We start from the raw sequence: 25,730 nt of genomic DNA, 5'->3' as shown, positions 1-25,730 counted from the left end.
TTTGCGCAGGCCCGAAACCCTCCATTGTCGTTCAGGATTGGGTCGTTGGCGTGACCGGAGGCAAACTGCCCGTCGAAGCCGAGGGTGGCGGGGCCACCACGCCCATGGAAATGATGTACTTGAGCGCCTCGTCGACCGACATCTGCAGCTCCACCACATCCGCGCGCGGCACCATCAGCATGAAGCCGGATGTCGGGTTGGGCGTGGTGGGCACATACAGGGTCAGCATGTCGTGGGGCAGGTTGTCGGCCACTTCGCCATTGGGCTTGCCGGTGACAAAAGCAATGGTCCAGGCGCCCGCACGGGGGTATTGCACCAGCACGGCCTGACGGAAGGCCTGGCCGCTGCTGGAAAACAGCGTGTCCGACACCTGCTTGACCGATGAGTAGATGCTCTTGACGATGGGGATGTTGGAGAACATCCGGTTCGACTGGTTGAGCAACCACTGGCCGGCCATGTTGGTGACGGCCACGCCGGTCAGCCACAGGGCGGTGACAACGATGATCACGCTCAGGCCAGGCACCTCCCGCAATTGCTGCAGCAGGGGGCGCGCGCTTTCCGGCAGAACCGTTTGCGCTGCCACGACCAGGGTGGCAAACACGCCGTCGAGCGTGCCGACCACGTGCATCAGCACCCAGATCGTGATGGCCAGGGGCAACCAGACCAGCAGGCCGGTAAGGATGTATTTCTTCACGTGGTGCCTTGTGTGGGGTGCTTGGGGGCGAAATGTCAGTGGCAGGCGCAGGACGAGCCGCAGCCGCCAGCAGCCGTGTCGCCACCTGAAGAGCTGCTGTCGGACGAAGCCGCCGAGGCTGCGCTCGACTCAGTGGTGGCAGCCGCAGCTGCGCCGGTCGCAGGGGCGCTGGTGCCACCCGAGCCGCCACGGAAATCCGTGACGTACCAGCCCGAACCCTTGAGCTGGAAGCCGGCGGCAGTGATCTGTTTCTTGAAGGACTCGGCGCCACAGGACGGGCAGGTGGTCAGAACCGGGTCGGAAATCTTTTGCAAGACGTCCTTGGCATGGCCGCAGGACTCGCAGCGGTAGGCGTAAATCGGCATGTGAAAACCTCGGGCAATCCCGTAAAGACGCCATTCTAGATGGGGCGCCAGTGTGGCGTTTCAAGATCTGTGCAAGTCCTGCCCCGCAGATACGGGTTTCGGGCCCGTTCGAGCGGCGCAGAACCAAGGTGCCAGGGATCAGGCCATGTGGGCCTGGCGGGTGCGCTTGTCAGGAATGATCTGGGGCACCAGGGAGCCCAGCACCATGCCGATCAAGGCCGCAATCAGGCCGGCGAGCTGGCCGGGGAAGGCTTCGCCCCAGGCGCTGTTGGCCAGGAAGGCCCCCCAGACGCCGATGCCGCCCGCGATCGACAGGATGGCACCTTGCGTGGTGGCACGCGTCCAGTAAAGACCGAAAGTCAGCGGCACGAAGGCACCTACCAGTGTCACTTGGTAGGCAGACGACACCATGTCATAGATGGCCGTGCCCTGCATCTTGATGGCGTAGGTCAGTACCAGGCCGGTGAAAATGAAGATCGTGATCCGCAGGGACAGCAGCACTTGCTTGTCGCTCATGCCTGGGTGGATGTTTTTGAGGATGTTTTCGACAAAACTGGTCGACGGCGCCAGCAGCGTGGCGGACGAGGTGGATTTGATGGCCGAGACCAGTGCGCCGAAGAAGAAGATCTGCGCGATCAAGGGCATCTTGGAGAGGATGAGCGTGGGCAGGACCTTCTGCGGGTCATTGGCCAGCAATGCCTTGGTTTCGGCCGGCATGATGATCAGCGAGGACGCCACGATGAACATGGGCACGAAGGCAAAGGCGAGGTAGCTGAATCCGCCGATGATGGCACCCTTGCGTGCGGTGTCGCTGTCCTTGGCTGACATCACGCGCTGGAACACGTCCTGCTGCGGAATGGAGCCCAGCATCATGGTGACGGCCGCGGCGATGAAGGCGATCCAGCCATCGGGCGTGTGTTCGGGCAGGATCTTGAACCAGTCGTTGGCCACCGCCATGTCCAGCACCTTGTCGGCACCACCTGCCTGCTGGCTCGCCATCACGGCGATCAGCGACAGGCCCACCACCAGCACGATCATCTGGATGAAGTCCGTCCAGGCCACGGCCAACATCCCGCCGATCAGCACATAGATCAGCACCAGGGTGGTGCCAATGACCATGCCGATCCACGGTTCGATCGCGCCACCCGACAGCACGGAGAAAACCAGGCCCAGTGCGGTGATCTGCGCGGCCACCCAGCCCAGATAGCTCAGGATGATGGCGATCGAGCAGAACACTTCGACACCCTCGCCGAAACGATGGCGGTAGAAGTCGCCGATCGTCAGCAGGCTCATCTTGTAGAGGCGCGAGGCGAAGAAGGCGCCCACCAGCACCAGGCACATCGAGGCGCCAAACGGGTCTTCCACCACCGCATTGAGGCCGCCTTGCACGAACTTGGCCGGGATGCCCATCACCGTCTCGGCGCCGAACCAGGTGGCGAAGGTGGTGGTGATGACCATGGCCAGGGGCAGGCTGCGACCGGCGACAGCGAAGTCCGCTGTGTTCTTGATGCGGGTGCCCGCGTAAATGCCGATCCCCATCGTGCCCAGGAGATAGAGGATCACAAACGCAAGCAACGTGGTGTTCATGTCAGCAGTCTTCCGCTCGATGTGGTGGCGAGTTGGTCAATGCAAGGTGTGTGCGCAGTTGCGCGCGGGGCGCAGTTTAGTGCGAGTCAGGCGAGGCTTTACGCAAGGGGGTGTAACCGTGCGGCACCCCCCTCAGGCTGGGGGTGGGGTCGCGATCAGATCACACCCATGGCATACAGCCGGGTGATCAGTTGTGCCGCCAGCAAGCCCATCACGAAGCCGACAGCCACCCAGAGCATGGCCGCCAGCGTGCGGTTGGTGCGACGTTGTTCCAGCAGCATGGCGTGCAGATCGCGTCGCAAGGCCGAGTCGCCCTGTTCCAGGTTCTTGTGGATCAGGCGCGGCAGTTCTGGCAGCAGCTTGGCGTAGCGAGGGGCTTCGCGCTTGAGGCGCTCGAACAGGCCCCGCACGCCAACCTGCTCGTGCATCCAGCGTTCCAGGAAAGGCTTGGCCGTGCTCCACAGGTCCAGATCCGGGTCCAGTTCGCGACCCAGCCCCTCGACGTTGAGCAGCGTTTTTTGCAGCAGCACCAGCTGGGGCTGGATTTCAACGTTGAAGCGCCGCGAGATCTGGAACAGGCGCAGGAGCACCTGGCCCAGCGAGATTTCCTTGATCGGGCGATCGAAGTAGGGCTCGCACACGGTGCGCACGGCGCCTTCGAGTTCGTCGATGCGCGTGTTGGGGGGCACCCATCCGCTCTCGATGTGCAGTTCAGCCACACGCTTGTAGTCGCGGTGGAAGAAGGCCACGAAGTTTTGCGCCAGGTAGTCCTTGTCGACCTCGGTGAGCGTGCCGATGATGCCGAAGTCCAGGGCGATATAGCGCCCGAAGCTCACCGGATCCAGGCTGACCTGGATGTTGCCGGGGTGCATGTCGGCATGGAAGAAGCCATCTCGGAACACCTGCGTGAAGAAGATCGTGACCCCGTCACGCGCCAGCTTCTTGATGTCGACACCGGCTTCCCGCAGGCGCTGCATCTGGCTGATGGGCACGCCCTTCATGCGCTCCATCACCATCACGGTGGGCGTGCAGTAGTCCCAGATCATTTCGGGCACCAGCACCAGATCCAGCCCATGCATGTTGCGCCGCAGCTGCGCCGCGTTGGCGGCTTCGCGCACCAGATCGAGTTCGTCGTGCAGGTACTTGTCGAATTCTGCGACCACCTCGCGGGGCTTGAGGCGACGACCATCTGCCCACAGGCGCTCGACCCAGCTCGCCAGCGTGCGCATCAGGGCCAGATCGTCGTCGATGACATTGAGCATGCCGGGGCGCAGCACCTTGACGGCGACTTCGCGCCCGTCGTGCAACACGGCAAAGTGCACCTGGGCTACCGAGGCCGAGGCGACCGGGTCGGCATCGAATTGCTTGAACACCGCAGAGATGGGGCGCCCCAGCGCCTTTTCCACCAGGCGGACGGATTCGTCGCTGGGGAAGGGCGGGACACGGTCCTGCAGTCGGGCCAGTTCATCGGCCACATCCGGTGGCAGCAGGTCGCGTCGGGTGGACAGCATCTGCCCGAACTTCACGAAGATGGGCCCGAGGTGCTCCAGTGCCTCGCGCAGACGTTGACCGCGCGGGGCGTTCAGGCGCCTGCCGAAAGACAGCACGCGCGCCAGCGCGCTCAGGCCAGGGCGGCGCAGGCTGTCCAGAAAGAGGCCATCCAGGCCGTACCGCAGCGCGATCAGGCCAATGTAGGCTGGGCGAAACAGTGCACGCATCCGCGGTCAGCCGTTCTTCAGCGAGTGGCGCCAGGGCGGCTGCCTGGCTGAGGGCGCCAGCGTTGCAGGCTTTGCTTGATGCTCTCTCCGACGGTGCGCAGCAGTTCTGCCGGGGTGTTGCCCAGCCAGCGTGCGATGTCGTCCTGCACGTCCCAGCGCAGATTTTTCATCATCCAGGAGGCGACTTCTGCCAGCGCGGCATCACCTTCGATGTTCACCTCCGGGCGTTCGCCACGCAGGGCCTGGCGGGCCATGGTGAGCGGGTCGGCCAGGCGAACCGTGATGATCAGGCCGCTTGAAGGTGTGACACTTGTATCAGCTTGCGTGGCACCTGCCGCACCTTCCACCGCCTCGAACAGGCCCGCGGGGGTGATCACGAAGCGCCAGGGGGCGGGTTGCCATGCACCATTTTGGCCACCGGTCAGGAAGGCGGGCAGCGGCGGCTTGAACGACGACTCCCAGCGGAGATCGATCGTCCGCCCGGCGTGCGCCTGCAATTTGGCCGTGGCCACGGGTTCGCTCGACACGATGTGGTTGAGCAACAGAGTCAGCCTCGGCAAGGCGAGCTGACCGATCCAGGAAAGGGGATGAGGTGCCATGGGGCAATTGTAGGTGCGCCCCGACACCCCCCGGAAACTCGTGGCGCACAGGGGGGAATCCGGGGCAAGGTGTCACAGTTTTTGGTCCACAATGTCTGGCCGACCTTTTGCTTGAGGGTCCTTCATACGTCACGCGTTCTCCGATCACGACGTTTGCGCCAAAAGTGCAATCGTTGTGGCGTTTTCCGGGGCTTGGGGTGAGCCCCTGGTATACATGTTCAACAATCGAAACTACAACCGCACGTTCTTCAGCGCTCCGCAATCGGTGACATCGTTCGTGGCGGCTTTCCTGGAGCCGTCCATCACCGTTGCGTCCCTTCTGGGGGCGTTGGCCTATTTCAACGAGCCTGTGATGCGTGCGTCCATGGCCCTGTGCCTGCTGGTGTTCGCGCTCACCTTTCCGGGGCGCAACCGGTTCACGGACTCCAGGCTGGAAGCTGGGGTGGACATCGTCAGCTCCTGGGTGTCCATGCTGGCCATCCTGTGGTTGTGCGGGTACGCCACCAACAGCCTGCAGTTCTTCGATTTCGACGTCATGCTGACCTGGGCCGTGCTCACGCCGGTGTACCAGTGGGTGGCCGTCCTGATCGGCAAGGCCATCATCAAGCACCGGTCGTCTCTGCCTAACGCCAGGCGCAAGGCCATCGTGGTGGGCGCGGGCCCGCTGGGTGGCAAGGTGGCACGTGCGCTGCAGAGCAATCCTGATCAAAGCACCGAGTTCATCGGCTACTTCGACGACCGCACCGACAGCCGCGTGCTGCCCGAGGCGGTGAGCATGCGCCTGGGCGGCTTGCGCGATGTGGCCAACTATGTGTACGCACACGGCGTGCACGAGGTCTACATCACCTTGCCGCTGGGCTCGCAACCCCGCATCGTCGAGTTGCTGGAGGCCGTGCAGGGCACCACCGCTTCCCTGTACTTCGCACCAGACGTGTTCGGCATCAGCATCATCCAGGGTCGCCTGCAGGACATGAACGGCGTGCCGGTCGTGGGCATTTGCGAGACACCTTTCACCGGTACCAACGATCTGGTCAAGCGGGTGTCCGACATCGTGCTGGCCAGCATCATCCTGGTGCTGATCTCGCCCATCCTGATCGCCTTGTCGATTGGCGTGAAGCTCAGCTCGCCCGGGCCTGTCATCTTCAAGCAGCGCCGCAATGGGCTGGATGGCGAAGAGATCATCGTCTACAAGTTCCGGTCCATGCGCACGCAGGACAACGGTGCCGTGGTCAAGCAGGCTACCAAGGGTGATTCGCGCATCACGCCTTTTGGCGCCTTCATCCGCAAGACCTCGCTGGACGAACTGCCGCAGTTCATCAACGTGTTGCAGGGCCGCATGAGCATCGTGGGGCCACGCCCACATGCCGTGGCGCACAACGAAGAGTATCGCCGCCTGATCAAGGCCTATATGGTGCGTCACAAGGTGCGTCCCGGCATCACAGGCTGGGCTCAGGTCAATGGCCTGCGCGGTGAAACCGAAACCATCGAGAAGATGCAGGCGCGGGTCGAGTACGACCTGGAATACCTGCGCAACTGGTCATTGGGCCTTGATCTGCAGATCATCATCCGCACGATCCGTCTGATGATTTTTGACCGTAACGCATATTGATAACAGCTGAGGTGCACGTGAATCCAATCAACATGATGTCCTGGCGCCCTTCCTTGCGTCCTGTGGTGCTGGCCGTTGTTGTCGGCTTGTCCATGGGGGCTGCTGGTCTGGCACATGCAGATGAAGAAGACACGCCGCTGTACCTGAGCGTGGCGCATTCGATTACGCGTGACAGCAACTTCTCGCGCGACAGCCGCAGTCAGGGCGAGACGGTCAATGTCACTGCTTTGCAGGCGGGCATCGACAAAGCCTACGGTCGCCAGACCTACCGGGGCTCTGCCAAGGTTTCCAAGTACAACTATGCGTATTACGGTGACACGCTCAACAATGACGGCAAGGATCTGGATGGCACGTTCTCGTCGGAGTTCCTGCGCGACTGGCGTGTGACGGCAGATGGCACCTATACAGAAAACCTGAATCAGGTCACGGACAACAATGACGCCGCCAATCGCGTGGTGCGCAATATTCGCACCTATCGCGATGGCAACCTGGCCGTGCAGTACGGGATCGGTGGTTTGTATTCGCTGACGGCGCAATACGATGCCAACAAGCTGAAGTACTCGGCCCCTACGTATCGGGTCAATGACGCGAACCAGCACACTACGGGGCTTCGTGCCACGTACAACAGCACGGATATGTTGAATTTTGGTTTGGGATACCGTCTGGTGCGCACGCACTTCGTCAGTCGTGCTGACGATGAAAGCCAGAAGGACCGCAACATCGACTTCACGACGAACTGGCAGGTGTCCGGCCTGAGCAACCTCAATGCCACCCTGACGCGTCGAAACACGGTTTACAGCAGTGATCCTGATCGCACTGTGCGTGGATGGACTGGCGGCTTGAACTGGCTCTACACGCCCTCGGGCTTGATGACCTATGGCGTCGGTCTGCAGCGGGCCACCGGGGCGGACAGAACCAAGAATGACAAACTGATCAAGGGCACGCTGCTTTCCAGTTTGAACACCGACAACAACAATGTGTCGACCACGCTGGATCTGAGCGCCAGGATGAAAGTAACGGGTAAGGTGAATGCCTATGTGGCCTACAACCTGACGCGCTACGCCATTGACAACCAGAACGTTGGTACCGTGCCGCAATGTACGGTCAACGGTTCGGGTGTCATCGTGTCCTGTGTGGCGGTGCCTGGAGACTCGTCGGACCGGTCGAGCAGCATGTTCCACTCCACCACCCTGGGCATGAACTACGCGGCAACCCGTGCCATCAGCCTGGGCTGCTCGTACAAGCGATATGACCAGAGCCCTGGCGCCAACCGCATTGCCTACGACGGTCACTCGGTGGATTGCTCTGCCAGCCTGACCATCGATTGATCCTGGAGGCACATCAGCGTGGCTTGTATCTTGTTGACGGGCGGCACCGGCTACATCGGTTCGCATACCTGGCTGGCCTTGCAGGAGGCCGGGTTTGACGTGGTGGGCGTGGACAGCCATGTCAACAGTTCACCGCTCGTGCTGGACCGCCTGGAGCGGATCGGTGGCCGCAAGCCCGTTTTCGTGAAGGGTGATGTGCGTGACCAGGCTGTGCTGGACCGCTGCTTCGAGCTCGGCCAGGCGCAATTTGGCGGCATCAAGGCTGTGGTGCACTTTGCGGCGCTCAAGGCCGTGGGTGAGTCGATCGAACGCCCGCTGGATTACTTCGAGAACAACCTGGGCGGCATGCTGGCCGTGTGCCAGGCCATGAAGCGTCATGGCGTGCCCAACATCGTGTTCAGTTCTTCGGCGACGGTGTACGGCAAGCCTGAGACCTTGCCCATCACCGAAGATGCGCCGCTGCGTGTCACCAACCCCTACGGCCAGACCAAGCTGCTGGGTGAGGAAATGCTGCGCGAACTGGAGCGTTGTGATCCCTCCTGGCGGGTGGCCTACCTGCGTTATTTCAACCCGGTCGGAGCCCACCACAGCGGCCTGATCGGTGAAGATCCTCGCGGCATCCCCAACAACCTGATGCCTTATGTGGCTCAGGTGGCGGTGGGCAAGCGCCAGCATCTCAATGTGTTCGGCAACGACTACAACACGCCGGATGGCACGGGCGTGCGCGATTACATCCACGTGTGTGATCTGGCCGAAGGCCATGTGGCCGCACTGCGTTACCTGTTCGACAAGCAGCAGTCGCTGACGGTCAATCTGGGTACCGGTCAGGGCTACAGCGTGCTGGACCTGGCCAAGGCGTATGGCAAGGCGGCCGACCGCGAGATTCCACTGGTGTTTGCACCGCGTCGTCCCGGTGATGTGGACGCCTGTTATGCGGATCCTCGCCACGCGTTCGAGACCATGGGCTGGAAGGCCACACGTGGCCTCGAGCAGATGTGCGTGGATTCCTGGCGCTGGCAATCCACCAATCCGAATGGTTTTGAGGGTTAACCTCAGGTGAGGTGATTCAAATCACTCGCCGATTTGATATGGTTCAGGTATGAAACACTCTTTGCTTCCCGTGATCATGGCTGGGGGCTCCGGCACCCGCCTGTGGCCTCTGTCTCGCGCCTTGTACCCCAAGCAGTTCCTGGTGCTGCAGGGCAACCAGAGCCTCTTTCAGCAGGCGCATCTGCGTTTGCAGGCGCTGGGCTCTGACGACATCGAGGTCAGCAAGCCTTGCGTGGTGGGCAACGAAGAGCACCGCTTCCTGGTGCTGGATCAGTTGCGCGAGCTGAAGGGCGAGCCCTCGTCCCTGTTGCTTGAGCCCGTGGGCCGCAATACGGCGCCGGCCGTGACCCTGGCTGCCTTGCAAGCCACGGCCGATGGCGCCGATCCCATCCTGGTGGTGACACCCGCAGACCAGACGGTGACCAACGAAGCCGCCTACACCGAGGCCTTGCAAAAGGCTGTTCGGGCCGCCGCCAACGGTGACATCGTGATTCTGGGCATCACCCCTGATCGCCCCGAAACCGGCTTCGGCTACATCCGTACGGCTCAGGCCGATGCGGATGGCGTGCGCGCCGTGGCTGCCTTTGTGGAAAAGCCCAATCTGGAAACCGCGAAGTCGTACGTCGCCGATGGTGGCTACTTCTGGAACAGCGGCATGTTCGTGATGAAGGCCTCGCGCTGGCTGGCTGCGCTGGCGCACTTCCGTCCCGACATTGCCAAGGCCACGAGCGAGTCCTTTGCCGTGCGCACCACTGATGCCACGTTCGTGCGCCCGGGCAAGGCCGAGTTTGCCAATGTGCCATCCGAGTCGGTCGACTACGCCGTGATGGAGCAGTGCCCCTCCAAGCCTGACAGCGGCTTTGTGGTGCGCATGGTGCCGCTGGATGCCGGCTGGTCGGATCTGGGTGCCTGGGATGCCGTGTGGCAGGTCAGCGAGCACGATGCCAAGGGCAATGCATCGCAAGGTGATGCGCTGTTCCAGAACAGCAGCAACACGCTGGTGCACGCCACCAGCCGTCTGGTGGCCGCAGTCGGCCTGGACAACGTCGTGGTCGTGGAAACGCCTGACGCCGTGCTGGTCGCCGATCGCAACAGCAGCCAGGACGTGAAGAAGATCGTGGCGACGCTGGACAGTGCCTCGCGCACCGAAGGCACGCTGCACCGTCGTGTACACCGCCCATGGGGCTGGTACGACTCGATCGATTCGGGCCCGCGCTTTCAGGTCAAGCGCATCATGGTCAAGCCCAAGGCGTCCTTGAGCCTGCAGATGCACCACCATCGCGCCGAGCACTGGATCGTGGTGAGCGGCACGGCCGAGGTCACCAATGGCGACAAGGTGCTGATGCTGTCGGAGAACCAGTCGACCTACATCCCGCTGGGTACGGTGCACCGCCTGGTCAACCCGGGTACGATCCCGCTGGAGATCATCGAAGTGCAATCGGGCAGCTATCTGGGTGAGGACGACATCGTTCGCTTCCAGGACAACTACGGTCGTTCGGCTTGATGGCTGGTGTGACCCCATGAAAAAAGCCACCGTTGACCGGTGGCTTTTTCGTTTCTGAGGCGGGTGATTCCCGTGCAACCCGCACGTTACGCGGGCAGATGCAAAAGCAAGTCCATCGGATGCGCTGCGATCACGTCGGCCCCCCAATCACCGATGTCGCCGTTGTGACCGATGTAGCCCCACGCGGCGGCGGCGCTGGGCATGCCTGCTGCCTTGGCGGCCTGGATGTCGCGCAGGTCATCGCCCACATACAGCACCGAGGCGGGCGGCACGTCCATTTGCTCGCAGGCCGTGAGCAAGGGCAGCGGGTGGGGCTTGGCGTGGGCGGTGGAGTCGCCGCTGATGATGACGGCGGCGTCCTCCCGCAAGCCCAGGCCGTCCATGACCGGCAGGGTGAACCGGTGCGGCTTGTTGGTGACGATGCCCCATTTCAGGCCGCGTGAGGTCAGCTCATAAAGCAGATCCGACATGCCCTCGAACAAGGCCGTGGTGTCGGCCAGGCATGCCATGTATGCATCCAGGAAGGCCTGTCTGAGCGTGTCGAATTCGGGGTCGCCGGGATGGATGTCCAGGCCGACACCAATCAGGCCACGTGCCCCGGCCGACGCATAAGGACGCAGCACGTCCAGTGGCAGAGGTGGCAGCCCGCGCTGCACGCGCAATTGGTTGAGCGCCCCACCCAGGTCGCCGGCCGTATCGGCCAGCGTGCCGTCCAGATCGAACAGCACGGCGGTGGGCGGGCTGCGCCAGTGGATGCCGCCGGGCTTGAAGGTGGCGTCGATGCGCATCACGAGGCCAGCGGCTTGCGGCAGGCCACCATGTAGTTCACGCTCGTGTCGCCCGAGAGCCAGTAGCGACGGGTGATCGGGTTGTATTCCATGCCCTTGAACTGCACCAGATCCAGATGGGCCTCGCGGATCCAGCGCGCCAGCTCGGCCGGGCGAATGAAGCGCGCGAACTCGTGCGTGCCCTTGGGCAGCAGCTTGAGCAGGTACTCGGCACCCAGGATGGCGAACAGATAGGCCTTGGGGTTGCGGTTGATGGTCGAGAAGAAGACCCAGCCACCGGGGCGGGCCATCTCCATGCAGGCGCGCACCACCGACGAGGGATCAGGCACGTGCTCCAGCATCTCCATGCAGGTGACCACATCGAACTGGCCTGGCTGTTCGGCTGCCAGGGCTTCGGCGGCGATGCTGCGGTAGTCGATGTTGGCGATGCCGGCTTCCATGGCGTGCAGTTGCGCCACCTTCAGCGGCTTGTCGGCCAGGTCCACGCCCAGCACATTGGCACCTTTGCGGGCCATTGACTCGGCCAGGATGCCGCCGCCGCAACCGACGTCCACCACGTTCTTGCCCTTGATGGCCGCCAGCTGGTCGATCCAGTCCAGGCGCAGGGGGTTGATTTCGTGCAGGGGGCGGAATTCGCTCTCCGGATCCCACCACTTGTGGGCCAGGTCGCTGAATTTGGCGAGTTCTTGGGGGTCGGCGTTCGTCATCATGGGCGTGATGCTACCGAAATGGCGGGCCGGTTCCACGTTTCGCGCGCGATTCTTCGCTGTTTTTTGATGCTGACCAGCCTGTGTCGCTCCCGGCACCTGTCCGCCGCACCCCAGGAGGCTGCTGACGGATCAGTGCCCGATCTGCTTGAGGCGTCGGTAGAGCGTGTTGCGGCTGATGCCCAGGCGTCGCGCCGCTTCGGACATATTGCCTTGCGTGGCCTCCACCACCTGTTGGATGGCCTGATCGGACAGGCGACGCAGATTGGCGTCCGGGCTGGGCGTCATGCCGACAGGGGCTGCGGGCGATTCGGTCTGGCTCAGGGTGGCTGCGCGCACCTCGGCGGCCTCGGCCACCGGTGCGCGCAGATCCTGCACCATGTCCTCGGGGAGGTGATGCCAGTCCAAGGTGCGCTCATCGGGGTCGAGCAGGGCGCAGACCGTGCGCAGCAAGCCATGTAACTGGCGCAGGTTGCCGGGCCAGGGGTAGCGGCTCATGGCCTGCATCAGACCGGGGTGGATGCTGTCGACGGGCAGGCGTTTCATGTCGGTGCACAGTTGATCGAGCATCTGCCGCACGATGGCATCGAAGTCCTGGCGCTCACGCAAGGCGGGCAGGGACACTGTCAAGCCATTGAGCCGGTAGTACAGGTCTTCACGAAAGGCGCCTGCGGCAATGGCGTCGCGCAATTTGCGGTGGGTGGCGCACACGAGCACGAAGTCAACGGGCTGAGGTTTGCTGCCGCCCAAGGGCACGACCACCTTGTCTTGCAGCACGCGCAGCAGGCGGGCTTGCAGAGACAGGGGCATGTCGCCGATTTCGTCGAGGAAGAGGGTGCCACCATCGGCCTCGCGGATGCGGCCAGGCGAGCCTTCGCGGCGCGCACCGGTGAAGGCTCCGCCCACATAGCCGAACAGCTCGGCTTCGATCAATGTCTCGGGCAAGGCCGCGCAGTTGACGGCCACAAAGGGCTTGTGGGCGCGATCGCCATCCGCATGCAGGGCGCGCGCGAAGACCTCCTTGCCACTGCCCGATTCACCTTGCACCAGCACCGCGATGCCTTGTGCCTGAACCCGTCGGGCGCGCTGCAGGGCGTCGTGCAGGCGCGGATCAACAGGCTGCGCGCTGGCGGCTGGCTGCGTGAGGGGGGCCTTGGCTGCCGGCGGCCTGGCCTGCATGGGCGCCATGTTGAGCACAGGGCGCTGACGCACATCCATGCGCCCGAACAAGGCGCGGTCCCCTTGGGCATGCAGGCGCATCACACGGCCAGGCGGCATCAGCCGACTCTGGATGCCGGTGAGCTGGTCCAGTGTGCCGGTGCCGATGCGCGATTCGTCCAGGCCGAGCCATTGCTGTGCCAGCGCGTTGGCGCCCACCACCCAGCCGTCATCCGACAAGGCCACCAGGCCTTCCCCGACGGCGCCCAGGCCTTCTGGCAGGTGGTGCAGGCGCAGGATCTGGTCGCGGCTGTGTCGAGCGTGGAAGAGGCGATCTTCGATCATGCGGGCGGCAGAGCGCACCAGGGCGAAGGTGTGGGGATGGTGTGCGCGCTGATCGCCGGAGATGTCCAGCACGCCTTGCAGACGGCCGGCCGAGGTGCGCACGGGTGCTGCGGCACAGGTGAGGAAGCTGTTGCGCTCGAGATAGTGTTCGGCACCATGGATCACCACCGGGCATTGGTCGGCCAACGCGGTACCGATGGCGTTGGTGCCGCGGTCGGCCTCGTGCCACAGGGCGCCGGGGCGCAGGGCGACGCGGTCGGCGCGGTCAACAAAATCGGTGTCACCCAGGCTGTGCAGCAGCAGGCCGCGCGCGTCGGACAGGACCACCAGGTTGCCACTGCCTTGCATCTGGTCGAACACGAACTCCATCACAGGGCGCGCATGGGCCAGGAACTCGTGCTGGCGCTCCAGGGCCTGCTTCAGATCGGGGGCCGTGCAGATGGGTTGGTCGGCCAGCATGTCCACCGGGCTGAGCCCTGCGTGGTGGCTGCGCTGCCAGGAGCGGCTCAGGGATTCGCTGACCAGGCCTTGCGGCACTTCGCCGTGTTCCAGCATCCAGCGGCGGGCTTGCTGGAGCTCGGTCGCGGAAGGGTGGTGTTCAAGGCGATGGGGCATGAAACGCTGGTGCTGGTTGGAAGCAACCCGCGCAGTATCGCCCCGCGTTGGGGGTGACACACCCGTAGTCACCCTGTGTCATTTCGGGACAGTGTGACCTTGTGGCGCAGTGGCGCTGACACAGGGGTGACAGATTCGGACGGCAGACCAAAACCGGGCGTTCAGGTCGGGTAAAGCCAATGCTGGCGGGGGCTGCAGGCCATTTTTCAGTGGGCGCAAGGCCAGCATGGCATCGGGACGAACCCCAGATGGCACACGCCGTGCGCTGTAGAGGGCATGAGCCCGGTCGCACAACAGCCGGGGATCTGTGTGTGTGAACCAGGAGACTGACATGATCTACGCCCTCCCCGGAGCAGCCGGCGCCCCCGTGGCATTCAAGAAGTGCTACGACAACTTCATCAATGGCAAGTTCGTGCCGCCTGTGAGCGGGCAATACTTCGATGTGGTCACGCCCATCAATGGCCTGGTCTATACCCAGGCCGCACGTTCGCAGGAAGCCGACGTGGAGCTGGCACTGAATGCCGCGCATGCCGCTTCGGCCAAATGGGGCGCCACCTCGCCCACCGAGCGCGCCAACATCCTGCTCAAGATCGCCGACCGCCTGGAGCAGAACCTCGAGAAGCTGGCCTACGCCGAAACCATCGACAACGGCAAGCCCATCCGCGAAACGCTGAACGCCGATATCCCGCTGGCCGTGGACCACTTCCGCTACTTTGCGGGCTGCGTGCGTGCTCAGGAAGGCTCGCTCAGCGAGATCGACGGCAACACCATCGCCTATCACTTCCATGAGCCGCTGGGCGTGGTCGGCCAGATCATTCCCTGGAACTTCCCCATCCTGATGGCCGCCTGGAAGCTGGCGCCTGCGCTGGGTGCCGGCAACTGCGTGGTGCTCAAGCCGGCCGAATCGACGCCGGTGAGCATCATGGTGCTGGCCGAGCTGATTGCCGATCTGTTGCCACCCGGTGTGCTCAACATCATCAATGGTTATGGCCGTGAAGCCGGCATGCCCCTGGCCAACAGCAAGCGCATCGCCAAGATTGCCTTCACCGGCTCGACCGCGACAGGCCGCGTCATCGCACAAGCAGCGGCCAACAACCTGATTCCCGCCACGCTGGAGTTGGGTGGCAAGAGCCCCAACATCTTCTTTGACGATGTGATGGCCGAGGACGATGCCTTTCTGGACAAGGCCATTGAAGGCATGGTGCTGTTCGCTTTCAACCAGGGTGAAGTCTGTACTTGCCCCTCGCGTGCGCTGATCCAGGAATCGATCTACGACCGTTTCATCGAACGTGCCGTGAAGCGTGTGGCCGCGATCAAGCAAGGCAGCCCGCTGGACACCGACACCATGATGGGCGCGCAAGCCTCCTCCATGCAGATGGACAAGATCATGTCCTACCTCCAGGTGGGCAAGTCCGAGGGCGCGCAAGTGCTCATCGGTGGCGACAAGGCTGATCTGGGTGGCGAGCTGAGCGGCGGCTACTACATCCAGCCCACGCTGTTCAAGGGCCACAACAAGATGCGCATCTTCCAGGAAGAGATCTTTGGCCCTGTGCTGGCCGTGACCACGTTCAAGGATGAGCGCGAAGCGCTGGAGATTGCGAATGACACGCCTTATGGGCTCGGTGCTGGTGTTTGGACACGCGATGGCAGCCGCGCTTACCGATTTGGCCGGGGTATTCAGGCTGGCCGTGTGTGGACCAATTGCTACCACGCTTACCCGGCTCACGCCACGTTCGGTGGCTACAAGGAATCGGGCATCGGCCGGGAAACCCACAAGATGATGCTGGACCACTATCAGCAGACCAAGAACCTGCTGGTCAGCTACGACCCCAACAAGCTGGGCTTCTTCTGAAGCCAAGGGCTCAAGCCACAACGATTTGTTGTGCCGGGCCGGGATGTTCTGCCGCCTCCACAAGGGGCGTCGGGGCTTCCCGTGCAGGCCTGTGACACACGGGCCTGAGCCGGCGATGGAGGCGGGCAGATCCCCGCCGCATCCTTTTTCTGGTTATCCGCGACTTCAGTCTCCTCGACTGATTGGAGGGCCTGCGTGCCCTCCTTTTTTCCTGGGTACTCGACTTGTGACACAGTTCGGCCTGAGTCGAATCTGGAGTCTGTGAGACATGAGTACCGTCGTCGCCTACGGCATCCCCAACTGCAACACCGTCAAGAAGGCCCGCACCTGGCTGGACGAGCACGGCGTGGTCTATACCTTCCACGATTACAAGAAGCAGGGCGTGCCTGCCGATCGCCTGGATGCGTGGATCAAGTCTGTGGGCTGGGAAGTGCTGGTCAACCGCCAGGGCACGACCTGGCGCAAGTTCGATGACGCCACCAAGGCTGGCGTGGTGGATGCCGCCAGTGCCAAGGCGCTGATGCTGGCCAATGCCAGTGTCATCAAGCGCCCGGTGGTGGAAAAAGCCGGCAAGGTGGTCTGCGTGGGCTTTGATGAAGCCAAACTGGCCGTGCTGGGCTGAATCGCCCGAACGGATCGCGCTGGCCTGATCAGCGGCCCAGCAGCTTGAGTCGGTTGGCCTGGCTCACGTAGAACTGCACGGGGTCTGGCGCGCCTTTGCCGATCAGGCCGAAGACGTGGTTCATCTCGTCGATGTGGTTCCAGGGGTAGTCGTCGCGGATGACCTTGCCCAGGTGGGCCGCACAGGCGATCACGGCGCCATCGCTGGGCTCGGACGTCTGCTGCATGGCCAGGTCGGAGACATCCCAGGCATTGGTCTTGACACCCTGACCGGTGGCCGAGAAATAGTAGATGCCGTTGACGAGGTTGGCACCCTGGCCGCAATAGCGGGCGGGCAAGCCCGCTGGAAAGCGTCTGGCGAAGTCTGCCAGTTCCGTTTGCAGGTTCAAGGCCGAGGCGTCTTGTGGCAGGTCCTGATGACCGGAGATCCAGGCCACAAACGAGCCGGCGAACTTGACCATCGAGGCGTAGTTGGCCACGAAGGCGGTGATGTTGCTCTCGGCTGCCTGTGCGTCCGTCATCACGGTGGGGCCGGCCATGGTGGTCACGCTGGCAACCAGTTCAGGTGCCACGCCCGCGACATAGCGGCTGGTCGGGCCGCCCTGGCTGTGGCCGATCAGGTTGAACTTCTTGACGCCATCTGCGGCCGCCCATTGCTTCATCTGCTGCAGCAACTGTTCGCCCCGCACGGAACTGGCGTTCACTTCCGACACAGCCGCCACATAGACCTTGGCGCCGTTCTTGCGCAGCGCGTCTGGCACCTGGTAGAAGTAGTCCACCCCGAGGACGTCCTTGAAGCCCAGGAAGCCGTGCACCAGCACGATGGGGTACTTCGTGGCGGCGTAGGTGGTGGTCGTGGCTGCCTGAACACTCAGGCTGCTCAGGGCGCTGATGGCCCCGACGGCGGCAAACAGGATGGTGCGAAGAAAGTGCATGTTGTTACCCACATATATTGTTAATCAGGGTAACAAGTTTGCAAATGAAACGATGCTCGTTCAATGGTGAATACCATGGTGCGATTTCACGTCACCAGCGTGAACGAGGCTTGTCCGTGCAACTGGCCGTTGATCTGGATGTCCACAGCGTGCCGGCCGGGGTGGTAGCGCCGCGTGCTCACCGGCTTGAAGCTGTGCGCCTTGCGCCAGACCAGTTCTTCACCGGGCTGAAGGGTGAGCCGCTTGCCCTTGAAGGTCTTGGGTGAGGTTTCGCCATTGGCCTTGAGGTGATGGATGCGGTAGTCGAGCTCCAGGGTCTGCGGTGTCTTGCCGGCTGCCTTCAGTCTGACCTCCAGGGTGAGGCTGTCACCCACGGCAATGCTGTCCTGTCCGAGTGAAACGGTGACGCGGCCCTTGAAGGCCTCACCCAGCCCCCATGCCGACATCACGCCTGGGTGCGCCTGTTTGATCAGTGATCGGCATGCGTGCCTGAGCAGCTTGACACGGTGCGACGGCGCGTCGGGCAGATGTTGTTCCAGCCAGCGCACCAGCACGTCAGGGTGATCCTTGGCGATGTCGTTGAGGTGGTTGGCCACACTGCGCCGCACGTATTCGCTGGGGTCGTCCTGCAACTGCAGCAGCAGGGGCAGCGTTGGGCTCGGGTCACGCACCAGGGCTTGCAGACGTAACCCCCAGGGCAGGCGAGGGCGGCTGCCTTCACTCACCAGGCGGCGCACATGGGCGCTGGGGTCATGTGCCCACTGGTGCAAGGTGGCAAAGGTCAGTGCCGGGTGTTCAACGATGAAGGGGCGGATCGCGAACTCGGCTGTGAAGCGCTGGGTCAGGGCATGCAACGTCTGCAAGGCCCGCTCGGGATGCTGCAAGCCATGTCGAGCCACGTATTCGCCATAGGCCCAGAGCACCCAGCCTGCCACGCCGGTGTCATCGGTCTTCAGCGTGCCCAGTTCCTTGTCGGGGTCATGGTGGGCTTGCGGTGATGCCACCGGCTTGAGGCTGGCTTGAAGGATGTCCGCAGCTTGATCGAAACGGTTGGGCAGGCTGGCGTGCAGGGCTTTGCAGATGTGCACGGCCCTGTCCTTGAACTCGAGTTCGTCCAGGCCTTGCTTGGCCCCTTGTTCGAATGCGGCACGGTCAAAGAGAGGCGAGATCCGTTGCAGGTGGTGGCCCGTTTGGCTCACGACCTCGGCGTTGAGCAGGTTCTTGAAGGGTTCCATGATGCGATGTGTTGATCTAGGGATAGATGCTGCCATGTGAGCTGCCTAGACTGAAACTCATCCGCAACAGCAGGTCTATCCGAAACACATCATGGCAAGCACTTCAAAGAAGGCCGACAAGGCTGCCGATCCGCTCAAGCTCGCAGGCATGAAGGCGGTGATCGATGATGCCTGCCTGGCGGCCGTGTCCAACAGCAGCGGCCCGATTGATCCGACCAACCACACGGCCTTCGTGAAGCGGCTCAAGGCGGTACAGGGCAAGTTCCCGCCGGTCTACGAGCAGTATTACGTTCAGCCCTATATCAAGACCATCGTCGATCTGGGCCCGACCAAATTCAATCAGGTGCTCAAGCGTGACCCCAAGCGTGAAGGCGCTGCCGGGTTGATGATGGATCTGGGGCAGGCCATCCTGCAGCATGGCGAGGGCTATGCCAAGGCGCCCACCCGGGCCTTTCAGGAGTTCATCTCCGACTTGTATGACGGCTTCCTGAGTGCGGCAGACCGCCGTGGCGTCAAGCAGCCCGATCTGGGGGTGATCCCGCCGCTGGCCAAGTGGGGCAACCCGGATTTCGGTCCGTATACCTGGCCTATCGATGCGTCGGAGTCATTCGGGGTGGAGGCGGCCGTGGTCAACATGCCACCTGCCAATGCCGAGCATGGCCTGGTGGCCTGGGCCGCACTGGGGCATGAGACCGCGGGGCACGACATCCTGCATGCCGATACCGGATTGCAGGCCGAACTGGCCGACATGCTGCGGACCAACCTGGCTTCGCTGGGCCAGGGCCTGTCTGACTACTGGGCCGACCGCATTGACGAGACCGCATCGGATGTCATGGGCATCCTCAACCTGGGGCCGGCAGCGGGCATCGGTCTGATTGCCTACTTCCGGGGCTTGGGCAAGGCCTATGGGCAACCGGCTCGATTGGGCAGCATCGGTTATGAGGATGACCCTCATCCCGCCGACATCGTGCGGGGCTATCTGGCCGCCGAGGTGGTGGTCTTGCTCAGCTTTGCGGGGCACACGGCCTGGTCCAAACTGATCGCCGCCGAGACCGACAAGGACCGCGACACCATCGTGCTGGCGGGCAAGACCATCACCGCGGCCGTGGCGCGCAAGTCCGCACGCATCGTGGCGAAGACCTTGGTGAAAGGCAAGGCCAAGGCGCTGGAGAACCACGCGCTGGGCGATATCCAGGGCTGGGCCGATTCAGATGAGGCCATCCTGCAGGCCATGCGCGCGCCCTTGCGCGATGGCAAGCCTTTGCCACCCACGCCGGGAGGCAAGAAGCTGTATGCGGCGCACCTGGTGTCGGCGGCGGTCATGGAGGCCCTGGCCACCGGGCAGAACCTGGGCACCTTGCAGGCCAATCTGATCAAGGCACTCAATGATCTGCATGATGGCAACCCATCCTGGGGCCCTCTGTTCATCGCACACCCAGGGCAGATGCGGCGCGACTACTTTGTGCCAGCGGCCTTGCGTCGATTGCAGCGAGGCTGTTGAGGGGGGAGCAGTGGGGTACCGCTGCTCCTCACACTCAAGCCGCCAGCAACTGCCGGAGCACGAACGGCAGGATGCCACCGTGCTGGTAGTAGCTCACCTCGATCGGGGTGTCGATGCGCAGCAGCACGGTGACGGTCGTCTTGCTGCCATCTGCGCGTTCGATGATGAGCTTCGCATCGGCTTGCGGCTTGATCGCGTCACCCAGCTCGATGCTGATCAGCTCGTCGCCCTTGAGCCCGAGGGACTGCCATGAGTCGTCACCCTTGAACTGAAGTGGCAGCACGCCCATGCCGACCAGGTTGGAGCGGTGGATGCGCTCGAAGCTGCGCGCCACCACGGCCTTGATGCCCAGCAACTGCGTGCCCTTGGCCGCCCAGTCCCGGCTGGAGCCTGTGCCGTACTCCTCGCCGCCGAAGATCACCGTGGGCGTGCCTTCAGCGATGTACTGCATGGCCGCGTCATAGATGTACATCTGCTGGCCGTCTGGTTGATGCAAGGTCAGCCCGCCTTCTTCGCGGCTGCCGTCGGCCTTCACGGGCAGCATCAGGTTCTTGATGCGCACATTGGCAAAGGTGCCGCGCATCATCACCTCATGGTTGCCACGACGTGAGCCGTAGCTGTTGAAGTCCGCCTTGCTCACGCCATGTGCGATGAGGTACTGGCCGGCCGGCGAGGCCTCCTTGATGGAGCCGGCGGGCGAGATGTGGTCGGTGGTGATCGAGTCGCCAAACAGGGCCATGATGCGGGCCTTGTCGACGCCGAGTTTGGCGAGCCTGGGCGTCGTCTCGAAGCTGTCGAAGAAGGGGGGGCGGGCGATGTAGGTGCTCAATGGCCAGTTGTAGACCTGGCCCTTCACACCCTTGGTTTTCTCCCACAGCTTGCCCGGCTGGCTCTTGACCTTCTCATAGTTGGCCTTGAAGGCCTTGCCGTCCATGGCGTACTTCATGAGCTGGTAGATCTCGTCGCTGCTCGGCCAGATGTCACCCAGGTAGATGTCCTTGCCTCCCTTGCCTTGGCCGACGGGCTCGGTCATCAGGTCGCGCGTGACATTGCCGGCAATCGCATAGGCCACCACCAGCGGTGGGCTGGCCAGGAAGTTGGCCTTCAGGTTCGGGTGGATGCGAGCTTCGAAATTACGGTTGCCCGAGAGCACCGCCGCACACACCAGGTCGTTGCTGCTGATGGTCTCGTTGATCTCGGGTGTCAGATCGCCCGCGTTGCCGATACAGGTGGTGCAGCCATAGGCCGCCACGTTGAAGCCCAGCTTCTCCAGGTAGGGCAGCAGGCCGGCCTTTTCCAGGTACTCGGTGACGATGCGCGAGCCCGGGGCCAGCGAGGTCTTGACATGCGGCTTGACCTTCAGCCCGGCCTCCACGGCTTTTTTGGCGAGCAAGCCGGCTGCCAGCAGCACGCTGGGGTTGGAGGTGTTGGTACATGAGGTGATGGCCGCGATCAGCACGTCGCCGTTGCGGATGTCGACACCGTTGCTGGTCTTGAAGGTCTGGTTCAGTTTCTCGGCTGGCTGGTTGAAGCCGTTCTCGGCGGTGGGTTTGGCAAACAAGCTGCTGAAGGTCTGGCTCAAGGCGCCGATCTCGATGCGATCCTGCGGGCGCTTGGGGCCAGCCAGTGAGGGCGCCACCGTACCCAGGTCCAGCTTGACGACGCTGGAGAAGGCGATGTCGCCTGCCTTGGGGACGCCAAACAGGTTCTGCGCCTTGAAGTAGGCCTCGAAGGCTTCGATCTCGGCCTTGCTGCGGCCCGTGCCCTTGAAGTAATCGATCGTCTTGTCATCCACCGGGAAGAAGCCCATGGTGGCGCCGTATTCGGGGGCCATGTTGGCAATCGTGGCCCGGTCGGGCAGGGCCAGCGAGGCGGTGCCTTCGCCGAAGAACTCGACGAACTTGCCCACCACCTTCTGCTTGCGCAGGATCTCGGTGATGGTGAGCACCAGGTCGGTGGCGGTCACGCCTTCGCGCAGGCGGCCGGTCAGTTCCATCCCGACCACATCGGGCGTGAGGAAGTAAACGGGCTGGCCCAGCATGCCGGCTTCGGCTTCGATGCCACCCACGCCCCAGCCCACCACGCCGATACCGTTGATCATGGTGGTGTGGCTGTCGGTGCCCACCAGGGTGTCTGGGTAGGCCACGCCATCCTTGGTCTGGTGCACGCCGCGTGCGAGGTATTCGAGGTTCACCTGGTGCACGATGCCAAAGCCCGGCGGCACCACGCCAAAAGTGTCAAAGGCCTGCATGCCCCATTTCATGAACTCGTAGCGTTCGGCATTGCGCTCGAACTCGATCTTCATGTTGAGGTCGAGTGCCTTCTTGTTGCCGTAGTGGTCGATCATGACGGAGTGGTCCACCACCAGATCCACGGGCACCAGGGGTTCAATGCGCTTGGGGTCCTTGCCCTGCGCCTGGGCCACGTTGCGCATGGCGGCCAGGTCGGCCAGCAGGGGCACGCCAGTGAAGTCCTGCAGCACCACGCGGGCCACGACGAAGGGGATCTCGTCCGTGCGTTCGGCGTTCGGTTGCCAGTTGGCGAGTTGGGCCACGTGCTCGGCCGTGACCTTCTGGCCGTCGCAGTTGCGCAGCACCGATTCCAGCACGATGCGGATCGACACCGGCAGCTTGTGGACGTTGGGGTGCAGCCTGGCCAGTTCCGGCAGGGAGAACAGCTTGAGCGATTTGCCGGAGGCCGTCTTGAACGATTTCAGGGTCTGTGCAAAGGCGTGCGCAGGCTGGGAAGCTTTGGCCATGTAGATTGCTCCGTCTGAAATGGGTATGGGTTCTGAGGAAAGCTCATTTTGGCAGTGAGCCCGCTGAGGCGACAATACGCCCCTTCAGTGGCCATGTCACCCAAACAGGATCAGTTCCGGTGTTCAGCAAGCAGTTCAACCCCCAGCGTCCTCCTCGGTTCAGACGTCGACAGTCCGGCGCGGCCGACTGGTTCCTGATCGCCATGGTCGGGGCAGTCGTGCTGGCATCTGTCGTACCGCAGTGGGGGCGCAGTGAAGGGGCCTTGCATCTGGGGCGCGTCACGGACATCGGCGTGTTCATGCTGTTCTTCCTGCACGGCATGGGCCTGTCCACGGACAGCCTCAAGTCAGGGGCCACGCGCTGGAGGCTGCATGTGCTGGTGCAGGCCAGCACCTATGTCCTGTTTCCCTTGTGGTGGGCAGCCTTGTCCGCCTTGCTCGGTCGCTGGGTGCCGCACGATCTGCTGATGGGGTTCTTCTACCTGGCGGTGCTGCCGTCTACCGTGTCGTCGTCGGTCGCCATGACGGCACTGGCCCGCGGGCATGTGGCCGCAGCGGTGCTCAACGCGACCCTTTCCACCTTGCTGGGCGTGTTCCTCACGCCACTGCTGGTCAGCCTGGTCATGCAGGGCCAGGGGCATGATCTGGATGTGGGGCACACCATGGCCAAGGTCGCCCAGATGCTCTTGCTGCCTTTCGTGGCGGGGCACCTGCTGCGCCCGCTGTTGTTGAGCTGGTTCACGCGGATCAAGCCCGTGACCAATGTCTTCGACCGCGCTGTGATCGTGCTGCTGGTCTGGTCGGCCTTCAGTGACTCCGTGGCAGATGGGCTGTGGACGCGTCACGGCCCCTTGCTGCTGGCGCAGGCCATCCTGGGGGCGGTGCTCTTCCTGGCGCCCATGCTGTGGGTCACCCGCCGTCTGGCGCGCGCCATGGGCTTCGAAGTGGAGGATGAGATCGTGGCCGTGTTTTGCGGGTCAAAGAAGACACTGGCCTCCGGCATGCCGATGGCCAAGCTGCTGTTTGGCGGTAGTGCGGCCATGGGCGTGCTGATCCTGCCCATCATGCTGTATCACCAGCTGCAGCTGTTTGTCTGTGCGGTGATGGCGCGGCGTTACGCTGCCAGGGCGGCGAAATCCGTCGTCCGCGCTTGATTCAGTTGACGCGGAAGACCTGCGAGGCGCGTACCAGCGTCTGAGCCTGGCGCTGAAGGGATTCGGCTGCCGCAGCGGCCTCTTCCACCAGGCTGGCGTTCTGCTGCGTGGCGCTGTCGATCTGGCCGATGGACTGGTTCACGCTGGCGATGTCGTCCGACTGTTCGGCCGTGGCCACGGTGATGCCATGGATCAACTGCGTGACCTGGGCCACCGCATCCACCACGCGGTTGATGGTCTCGCCGGCGGCTTCCACCTGCCGCGTGCCATCGCCTACTTGTTCAACCGAGGCGCTGATCAGGTTGCGGATTTCCTTGGCGGCTTGCGAACTGCGGCGTGCCAGCGAACGCACTTCGGACGCCACCACGGCGAAGCCCCGGCCTTGTTCGCCGGCGCGAGCCGCTTCCACGGCCGCATTGAGCGCCAGGATGTTGGTCTGAAAGGCGATGCTCTCGATCAGCTGGGTGATTTCCGTCATCCGGTGTGAGGAGCCCTGAATGCCTTGCATGGCCTCGATCACCTGGCTGACGGCGGCGCCACCTTGTTCGGCGACGGCCGTGGTCTGTTCACTGACCTGCGCCACTTCGCGGGCCGTGTCGGCCGTCTGCTTCACATTGCTGGTCAGCATGGACATGGCGGCCGTGGTGCGCTCCAGGCTGCCGGCCTGGGTGTCCGTGCGGGTCGACAGGTTGCTGTTGCCCGCAGCGATGTTGGCGATCGCCTGCTGGATGCCATCGGTTTCGCAGCGCACATCGTTGACGAAGGCGCGCGTGTTCAGGTTGGCCTGGCGCAGGCCGCGCATCAGCATGCCCACCTGGTCGGTGCGATCGGACCAGATGCTCTGGGTCAGGTCACCGGCCGACATGTTGTTGATGAAGCGGATGGCTTCATTGAGTGGCTGTGTGACCGTCACGTCCAGCAACTTGACCATGGCGGCCGACAGCAAACCACCGACGACCAACTGCACCCAGGGCAGCACATGGGCAGGCAAGCCCAGCCAGGAAGGCAGCATGACCACGGGCAGTATCACAGCCATGCCCACGGCCACTCGGCCAGTCAGGTGCACGCGGCCGAACTTGCCAAACACATCGCGCAGCCCGAAATAGCGCACGCGCCCTGCATGCAGCTTGAAGGTGGGCTGAGGCAGCTTGCGCTCATCGATGATCTGTTTGTACAGATTGGCTGCGGCATCCACCTGTTCGCGGGTGGGTTTGGTCCGCACCGACAGGTAGCCGACGGGTTTGCCGTGGCTCATCAGCGGTGTCACATGGGCCTGCACCCAGTAGTGATCGCCGTTCTTGCGACGGTTCTTGACAACGGCCGTCCAGGCGCGCCCGAAACCGATCGTGCGCCACATGTCCTTGAAAGCCTCTTGCGGCATGTCCGGGTGGCGGATCAGGTTGTGAGGCTGGCCGATCAGCTCGTCCTGGGTATAGCCACTGACGCGGGTGAAGGCGGCGTTGCAATGCGTGATGACACCCTGGCGGTCCGTCATGGACACCAGCATCTCCTGCTCGGGGTAGTCATACTCTTGCCCCGTGACGGGCAGGTTGAGACGCATGGAACGAACTCCGGGACGCGCCGTGAGGCGATTAGACTTGGCCGAT

20 protein-coding genes are annotated in these 25,730 nt (G+C 63.2%); 8 read left to right on the top strand and 12 right to left on the bottom strand.

The annotated features are described in order from the left end of the window. Positions 1 to 31 precede the first annotated feature (31 nt). The 5 genes from VFW93_RS11980 to VFW93_RS11960 all read right to left on the bottom strand — a co-directional run bounded on the left by VFW93_RS11980 (position 32) and on the right by VFW93_RS11960 (position 4,963). Positions 32 to 694: a DUF502 domain-containing protein gene (locus VFW93_RS11980; protein ID WP_329694219.1), complete on the bottom strand. Its 663-nt coding sequence runs from the start codon at positions 692 to 694 to the stop codon at positions 32 to 34. Positions 695 to 729: 35 nt separating this feature from the next. Continuing rightward, positions 730 to 1,059, bottom strand: coding sequence for an FmdB family zinc ribbon protein (locus VFW93_RS11975; RefSeq protein ID WP_329694218.1), 330 nt, complete (start codon positions 1,057 to 1,059; stop codon positions 730 to 732). Between the two features lie 138 nt (positions 1,060 to 1,197). Further along, positions 1,198 to 2,646, bottom strand: coding sequence for a sodium:solute symporter family protein (locus tag VFW93_RS11970; RefSeq protein ID WP_329694217.1), 1,449 nt, complete (start codon positions 2,644 to 2,646; stop codon positions 1,198 to 1,200). Between the two features lie 155 nt (positions 2,647 to 2,801). Next, positions 2,802 to 4,364, bottom strand: a complete 1,563-nt coding sequence (gene ubiB, locus VFW93_RS11965; protein ID WP_329694216.1) for a ubiquinone biosynthesis regulatory protein kinase UbiB — start codon at positions 4,362 to 4,364, stop codon at positions 2,802 to 2,804. A 17-nt stretch (positions 4,365 to 4,381) separates the two neighbouring features. Further along, positions 4,382 to 4,963, bottom strand: coding sequence for a hypothetical protein (locus VFW93_RS11960; RefSeq protein ID WP_329694215.1), 582 nt, complete (start codon positions 4,961 to 4,963; stop codon positions 4,382 to 4,384). A 214-nt stretch (positions 4,964 to 5,177) separates the two neighbouring features. On the opposite strand from VFW93_RS11960, the gene VFW93_RS11955 reads away from it, so the two are divergent. From VFW93_RS11955 to VFW93_RS11940, 4 genes are read left to right on the top strand one after another with little or no spacing between them, the layout of a single operon-like run. Next, positions 5,178 to 6,572 (top strand): undecaprenyl-phosphate glucose phosphotransferase, encoded by a 1,395-nt coding sequence (locus VFW93_RS11955; protein ID WP_329694214.1) that lies wholly within the window; start codon positions 5,178 to 5,180, stop codon positions 6,570 to 6,572. A gap of 32 nt (positions 6,573 to 6,604) precedes the next feature. Further along, the gene (locus VFW93_RS11950; RefSeq protein WP_329694213.1) at positions 6,605 to 7,900 is read left to right on the top strand and encodes a hypothetical protein; all 1,296 of its coding nucleotides are present in this window, start codon (positions 6,605 to 6,607) and stop codon (positions 7,898 to 7,900) included. A gap of 18 nt (positions 7,901 to 7,918) precedes the next feature. Then, the gene (gene galE / locus VFW93_RS11945; RefSeq protein ID WP_329694212.1) at positions 7,919 to 8,950 is read left to right on the top strand and encodes a UDP-glucose 4-epimerase GalE; all 1,032 of its coding nucleotides are present in this window, start codon (positions 7,919 to 7,921) and stop codon (positions 8,948 to 8,950) included. Positions 8,951 to 8,999: 49 nt separating this feature from the next. Next, a complete protein-coding gene (locus tag VFW93_RS11940) occupies positions 9,000 to 10,454 on the top strand; it encodes a mannose-1-phosphate guanylyltransferase/mannose-6-phosphate isomerase (RefSeq protein ID WP_329694211.1) in 1,455 nt (484 codons plus the stop codon). An 86-nt stretch (positions 10,455 to 10,540) separates the two neighbouring features. On the opposite strand, the gene VFW93_RS11935 is transcribed toward VFW93_RS11940, so the two are convergent. The 3 genes from VFW93_RS11935 to VFW93_RS11925 form a co-directional block, all read right to left on the bottom strand. Further along, positions 10,541 to 11,242, bottom strand: a complete 702-nt coding sequence (locus VFW93_RS11935) for an HAD-IA family hydrolase (protein WP_329694234.1) — start codon at positions 11,240 to 11,242, stop codon at positions 10,541 to 10,543. Next, the gene (gene ubiG, locus VFW93_RS11930; protein WP_329694233.1) at positions 11,242 to 11,949 is read right to left on the bottom strand and encodes a bifunctional 2-polyprenyl-6-hydroxyphenol methylase/3-demethylubiquinol 3-O-methyltransferase UbiG; all 708 of its coding nucleotides are present in this window, start codon (positions 11,947 to 11,949) and stop codon (positions 11,242 to 11,244) included. The genes VFW93_RS11935 and ubiG overlap by 1 nt, the downstream gene beginning before the upstream one ends. A 132-nt stretch (positions 11,950 to 12,081) precedes the next feature. Next, complete coding sequence (locus tag VFW93_RS11925; RefSeq protein ID WP_329694210.1) at positions 12,082 to 14,067, bottom strand: sigma-54-dependent Fis family transcriptional regulator; 1,986 nt, start codon at positions 14,065 to 14,067, stop codon at positions 12,082 to 12,084. 331 nt (positions 14,068 to 14,398) lie between these two features. Between VFW93_RS11925 and adh the strand changes: the two genes are divergently transcribed. Together adh and VFW93_RS11915 are read left to right on the top strand one after the other, a co-directional pair. Then, the gene (adh, locus tag VFW93_RS11920; RefSeq protein WP_329694209.1) at positions 14,399 to 15,919 is read left to right on the top strand and encodes an aldehyde dehydrogenase; all 1,521 of its coding nucleotides are present in this window, start codon (positions 14,399 to 14,401) and stop codon (positions 15,917 to 15,919) included. Between the two features lie 268 nt (positions 15,920 to 16,187). Continuing rightward, positions 16,188 to 16,541, top strand: a complete 354-nt coding sequence (locus VFW93_RS11915) for an ArsC family reductase (RefSeq protein ID WP_329694208.1) — start codon at positions 16,188 to 16,190, stop codon at positions 16,539 to 16,541. A 28-nt stretch (positions 16,542 to 16,569) separates the two neighbouring features. Here VFW93_RS11915 and VFW93_RS11910 read toward each other — a convergent pair whose 3' ends face one another. Next, positions 16,570 to 17,475 (bottom strand): triacylglycerol lipase, encoded by a 906-nt coding sequence (locus tag VFW93_RS11910; protein WP_329694207.1) that lies wholly within the window; start codon positions 17,473 to 17,475, stop codon positions 16,570 to 16,572. 86 nt (positions 17,476 to 17,561) lie between these two features. Then, on the bottom strand, positions 17,562 to 18,710 hold the full coding sequence (locus VFW93_RS11905; protein ID WP_329694206.1) for a DNA alkylation repair protein: 1,149 nt from the start codon (positions 18,708 to 18,710) through the stop codon (positions 17,562 to 17,564). A gap of 91 nt (positions 18,711 to 18,801) precedes the next feature. Between VFW93_RS11905 and VFW93_RS11900 the strand changes: the two genes are divergently transcribed. Beyond that, positions 18,802 to 20,211, top strand: a complete 1,410-nt coding sequence (locus tag VFW93_RS11900) for a hypothetical protein (protein WP_329694205.1) — start codon at positions 18,802 to 18,804, stop codon at positions 20,209 to 20,211. Positions 20,212 to 20,245: 34 nt separating this feature from the next. Here VFW93_RS11900 and acnA read toward each other — a convergent pair whose 3' ends face one another. Beyond that, on the bottom strand, positions 20,246 to 22,969 hold the full coding sequence (gene acnA / locus VFW93_RS11895; protein WP_329694204.1) for an aconitate hydratase AcnA: 2,724 nt from the start codon (positions 22,967 to 22,969) through the stop codon (positions 20,246 to 20,248). 194 nt (positions 22,970 to 23,163) lie between these two features. Between acnA and VFW93_RS11890 the strand changes: the two genes are divergently transcribed. Further along, positions 23,164 to 24,123, top strand: coding sequence for a bile acid:sodium symporter family protein (locus tag VFW93_RS11890; protein ID WP_329694232.1), 960 nt, complete (start codon positions 23,164 to 23,166; stop codon positions 24,121 to 24,123). 1 nt (position 24,124) lies between these two features. Here the strand turns inward: VFW93_RS11890 and VFW93_RS11885 are convergent, their stop codons facing one another. Beyond that, positions 24,125 to 25,684, bottom strand: coding sequence for a methyl-accepting chemotaxis protein (locus VFW93_RS11885; protein ID WP_329694203.1), 1,560 nt, complete (start codon positions 25,682 to 25,684; stop codon positions 24,125 to 24,127). Between the last annotated feature and the right edge of the window lie 46 nt (positions 25,685 to 25,730).

Source organism: Aquabacterium sp. (assembly GCF_036279675.1).
Lineage (GTDB): Bacteria > Pseudomonadota > Gammaproteobacteria > Burkholderiales > Burkholderiaceae_C > Aquabacterium.
The sequence above is the reverse complement of the archived record's forward strand: the minus strand, read 5'-3'. Positions and strand labels throughout refer to the sequence as shown.

Excerpts from the sequence above, each read along its gene's own strand:
- VFW93_RS11900 (WP_329694205.1), top strand. The coding sequence starts at position 18,802 with ATGGCAAGCACTTCAAAGAAGGCCGACAAGGCTGCCGATCCGCTCAAG.
- VFW93_RS11885 (WP_329694203.1), bottom strand. The coding sequence starts at position 25,684 with ATGCGTCTCAACCTGCCCGTCACGGGGCAAGAGTATGACTACCCCGAG.
- VFW93_RS11955 (WP_329694214.1), top strand. The coding sequence starts at position 5,178 with ATGTTCAACAATCGAAACTACAACCGCACGTTCTTCAGCGCTCCGCAA.
- adh (WP_329694209.1), top strand. The coding sequence starts at position 14,399 with ATGATCTACGCCCTCCCCGGAGCAGCCGGCGCCCCCGTGGCATTCAAG.
- VFW93_RS11915 (WP_329694208.1), top strand. The coding sequence starts at position 16,188 with ATGAGTACCGTCGTCGCCTACGGCATCCCCAACTGCAACACCGTCAAG.
- VFW93_RS11925 (WP_329694210.1), bottom strand. The coding sequence starts at position 14,067 with ATGCCCCATCGCCTTGAACACCACCCTTCCGCGACCGAGCTCCAGCAA.
- VFW93_RS11910 (WP_329694207.1), bottom strand. The coding sequence starts at position 17,475 with ATGCACTTTCTTCGCACCATCCTGTTTGCCGCCGTCGGGGCCATCAGC.
- VFW93_RS11935 (WP_329694234.1), bottom strand. The coding sequence starts at position 11,242 with ATGCGCATCGACGCCACCTTCAAGCCCGGCGGCATCCACTGGCGCAGC.
- VFW93_RS11975 (WP_329694218.1), bottom strand. The coding sequence starts at position 1,059 with ATGCCGATTTACGCCTACCGCTGCGAGTCCTGCGGCCATGCCAAGGAC.
- VFW93_RS11970 (WP_329694217.1), bottom strand. The coding sequence starts at position 2,646 with ATGAACACCACGTTGCTTGCGTTTGTGATCCTCTATCTCCTGGGCACG.
- VFW93_RS11960 (WP_329694215.1), bottom strand. The coding sequence starts at position 4,963 with ATGGCACCTCATCCCCTTTCCTGGATCGGTCAGCTCGCCTTGCCGAGG.
- ubiG (WP_329694233.1), bottom strand. The coding sequence starts at position 11,949 with ATGACGAACGCCGACCCCCAAGAACTCGCCAAATTCAGCGACCTGGCC.
- VFW93_RS11950 (WP_329694213.1), top strand. The coding sequence starts at position 6,605 with ATGATGTCCTGGCGCCCTTCCTTGCGTCCTGTGGTGCTGGCCGTTGTT.
- VFW93_RS11905 (WP_329694206.1), bottom strand. The coding sequence starts at position 18,710 with ATGGAACCCTTCAAGAACCTGCTCAACGCCGAGGTCGTGAGCCAAACG.
- acnA (WP_329694204.1), bottom strand. The coding sequence starts at position 22,969 with ATGGCCAAAGCTTCCCAGCCTGCGCACGCCTTTGCACAGACCCTGAAA.
- VFW93_RS11940 (WP_329694211.1), top strand. The coding sequence starts at position 9,000 with ATGAAACACTCTTTGCTTCCCGTGATCATGGCTGGGGGCTCCGGCACC.
- ubiB (WP_329694216.1), bottom strand. The coding sequence starts at position 4,364 with ATGCGTGCACTGTTTCGCCCAGCCTACATTGGCCTGATCGCGCTGCGG.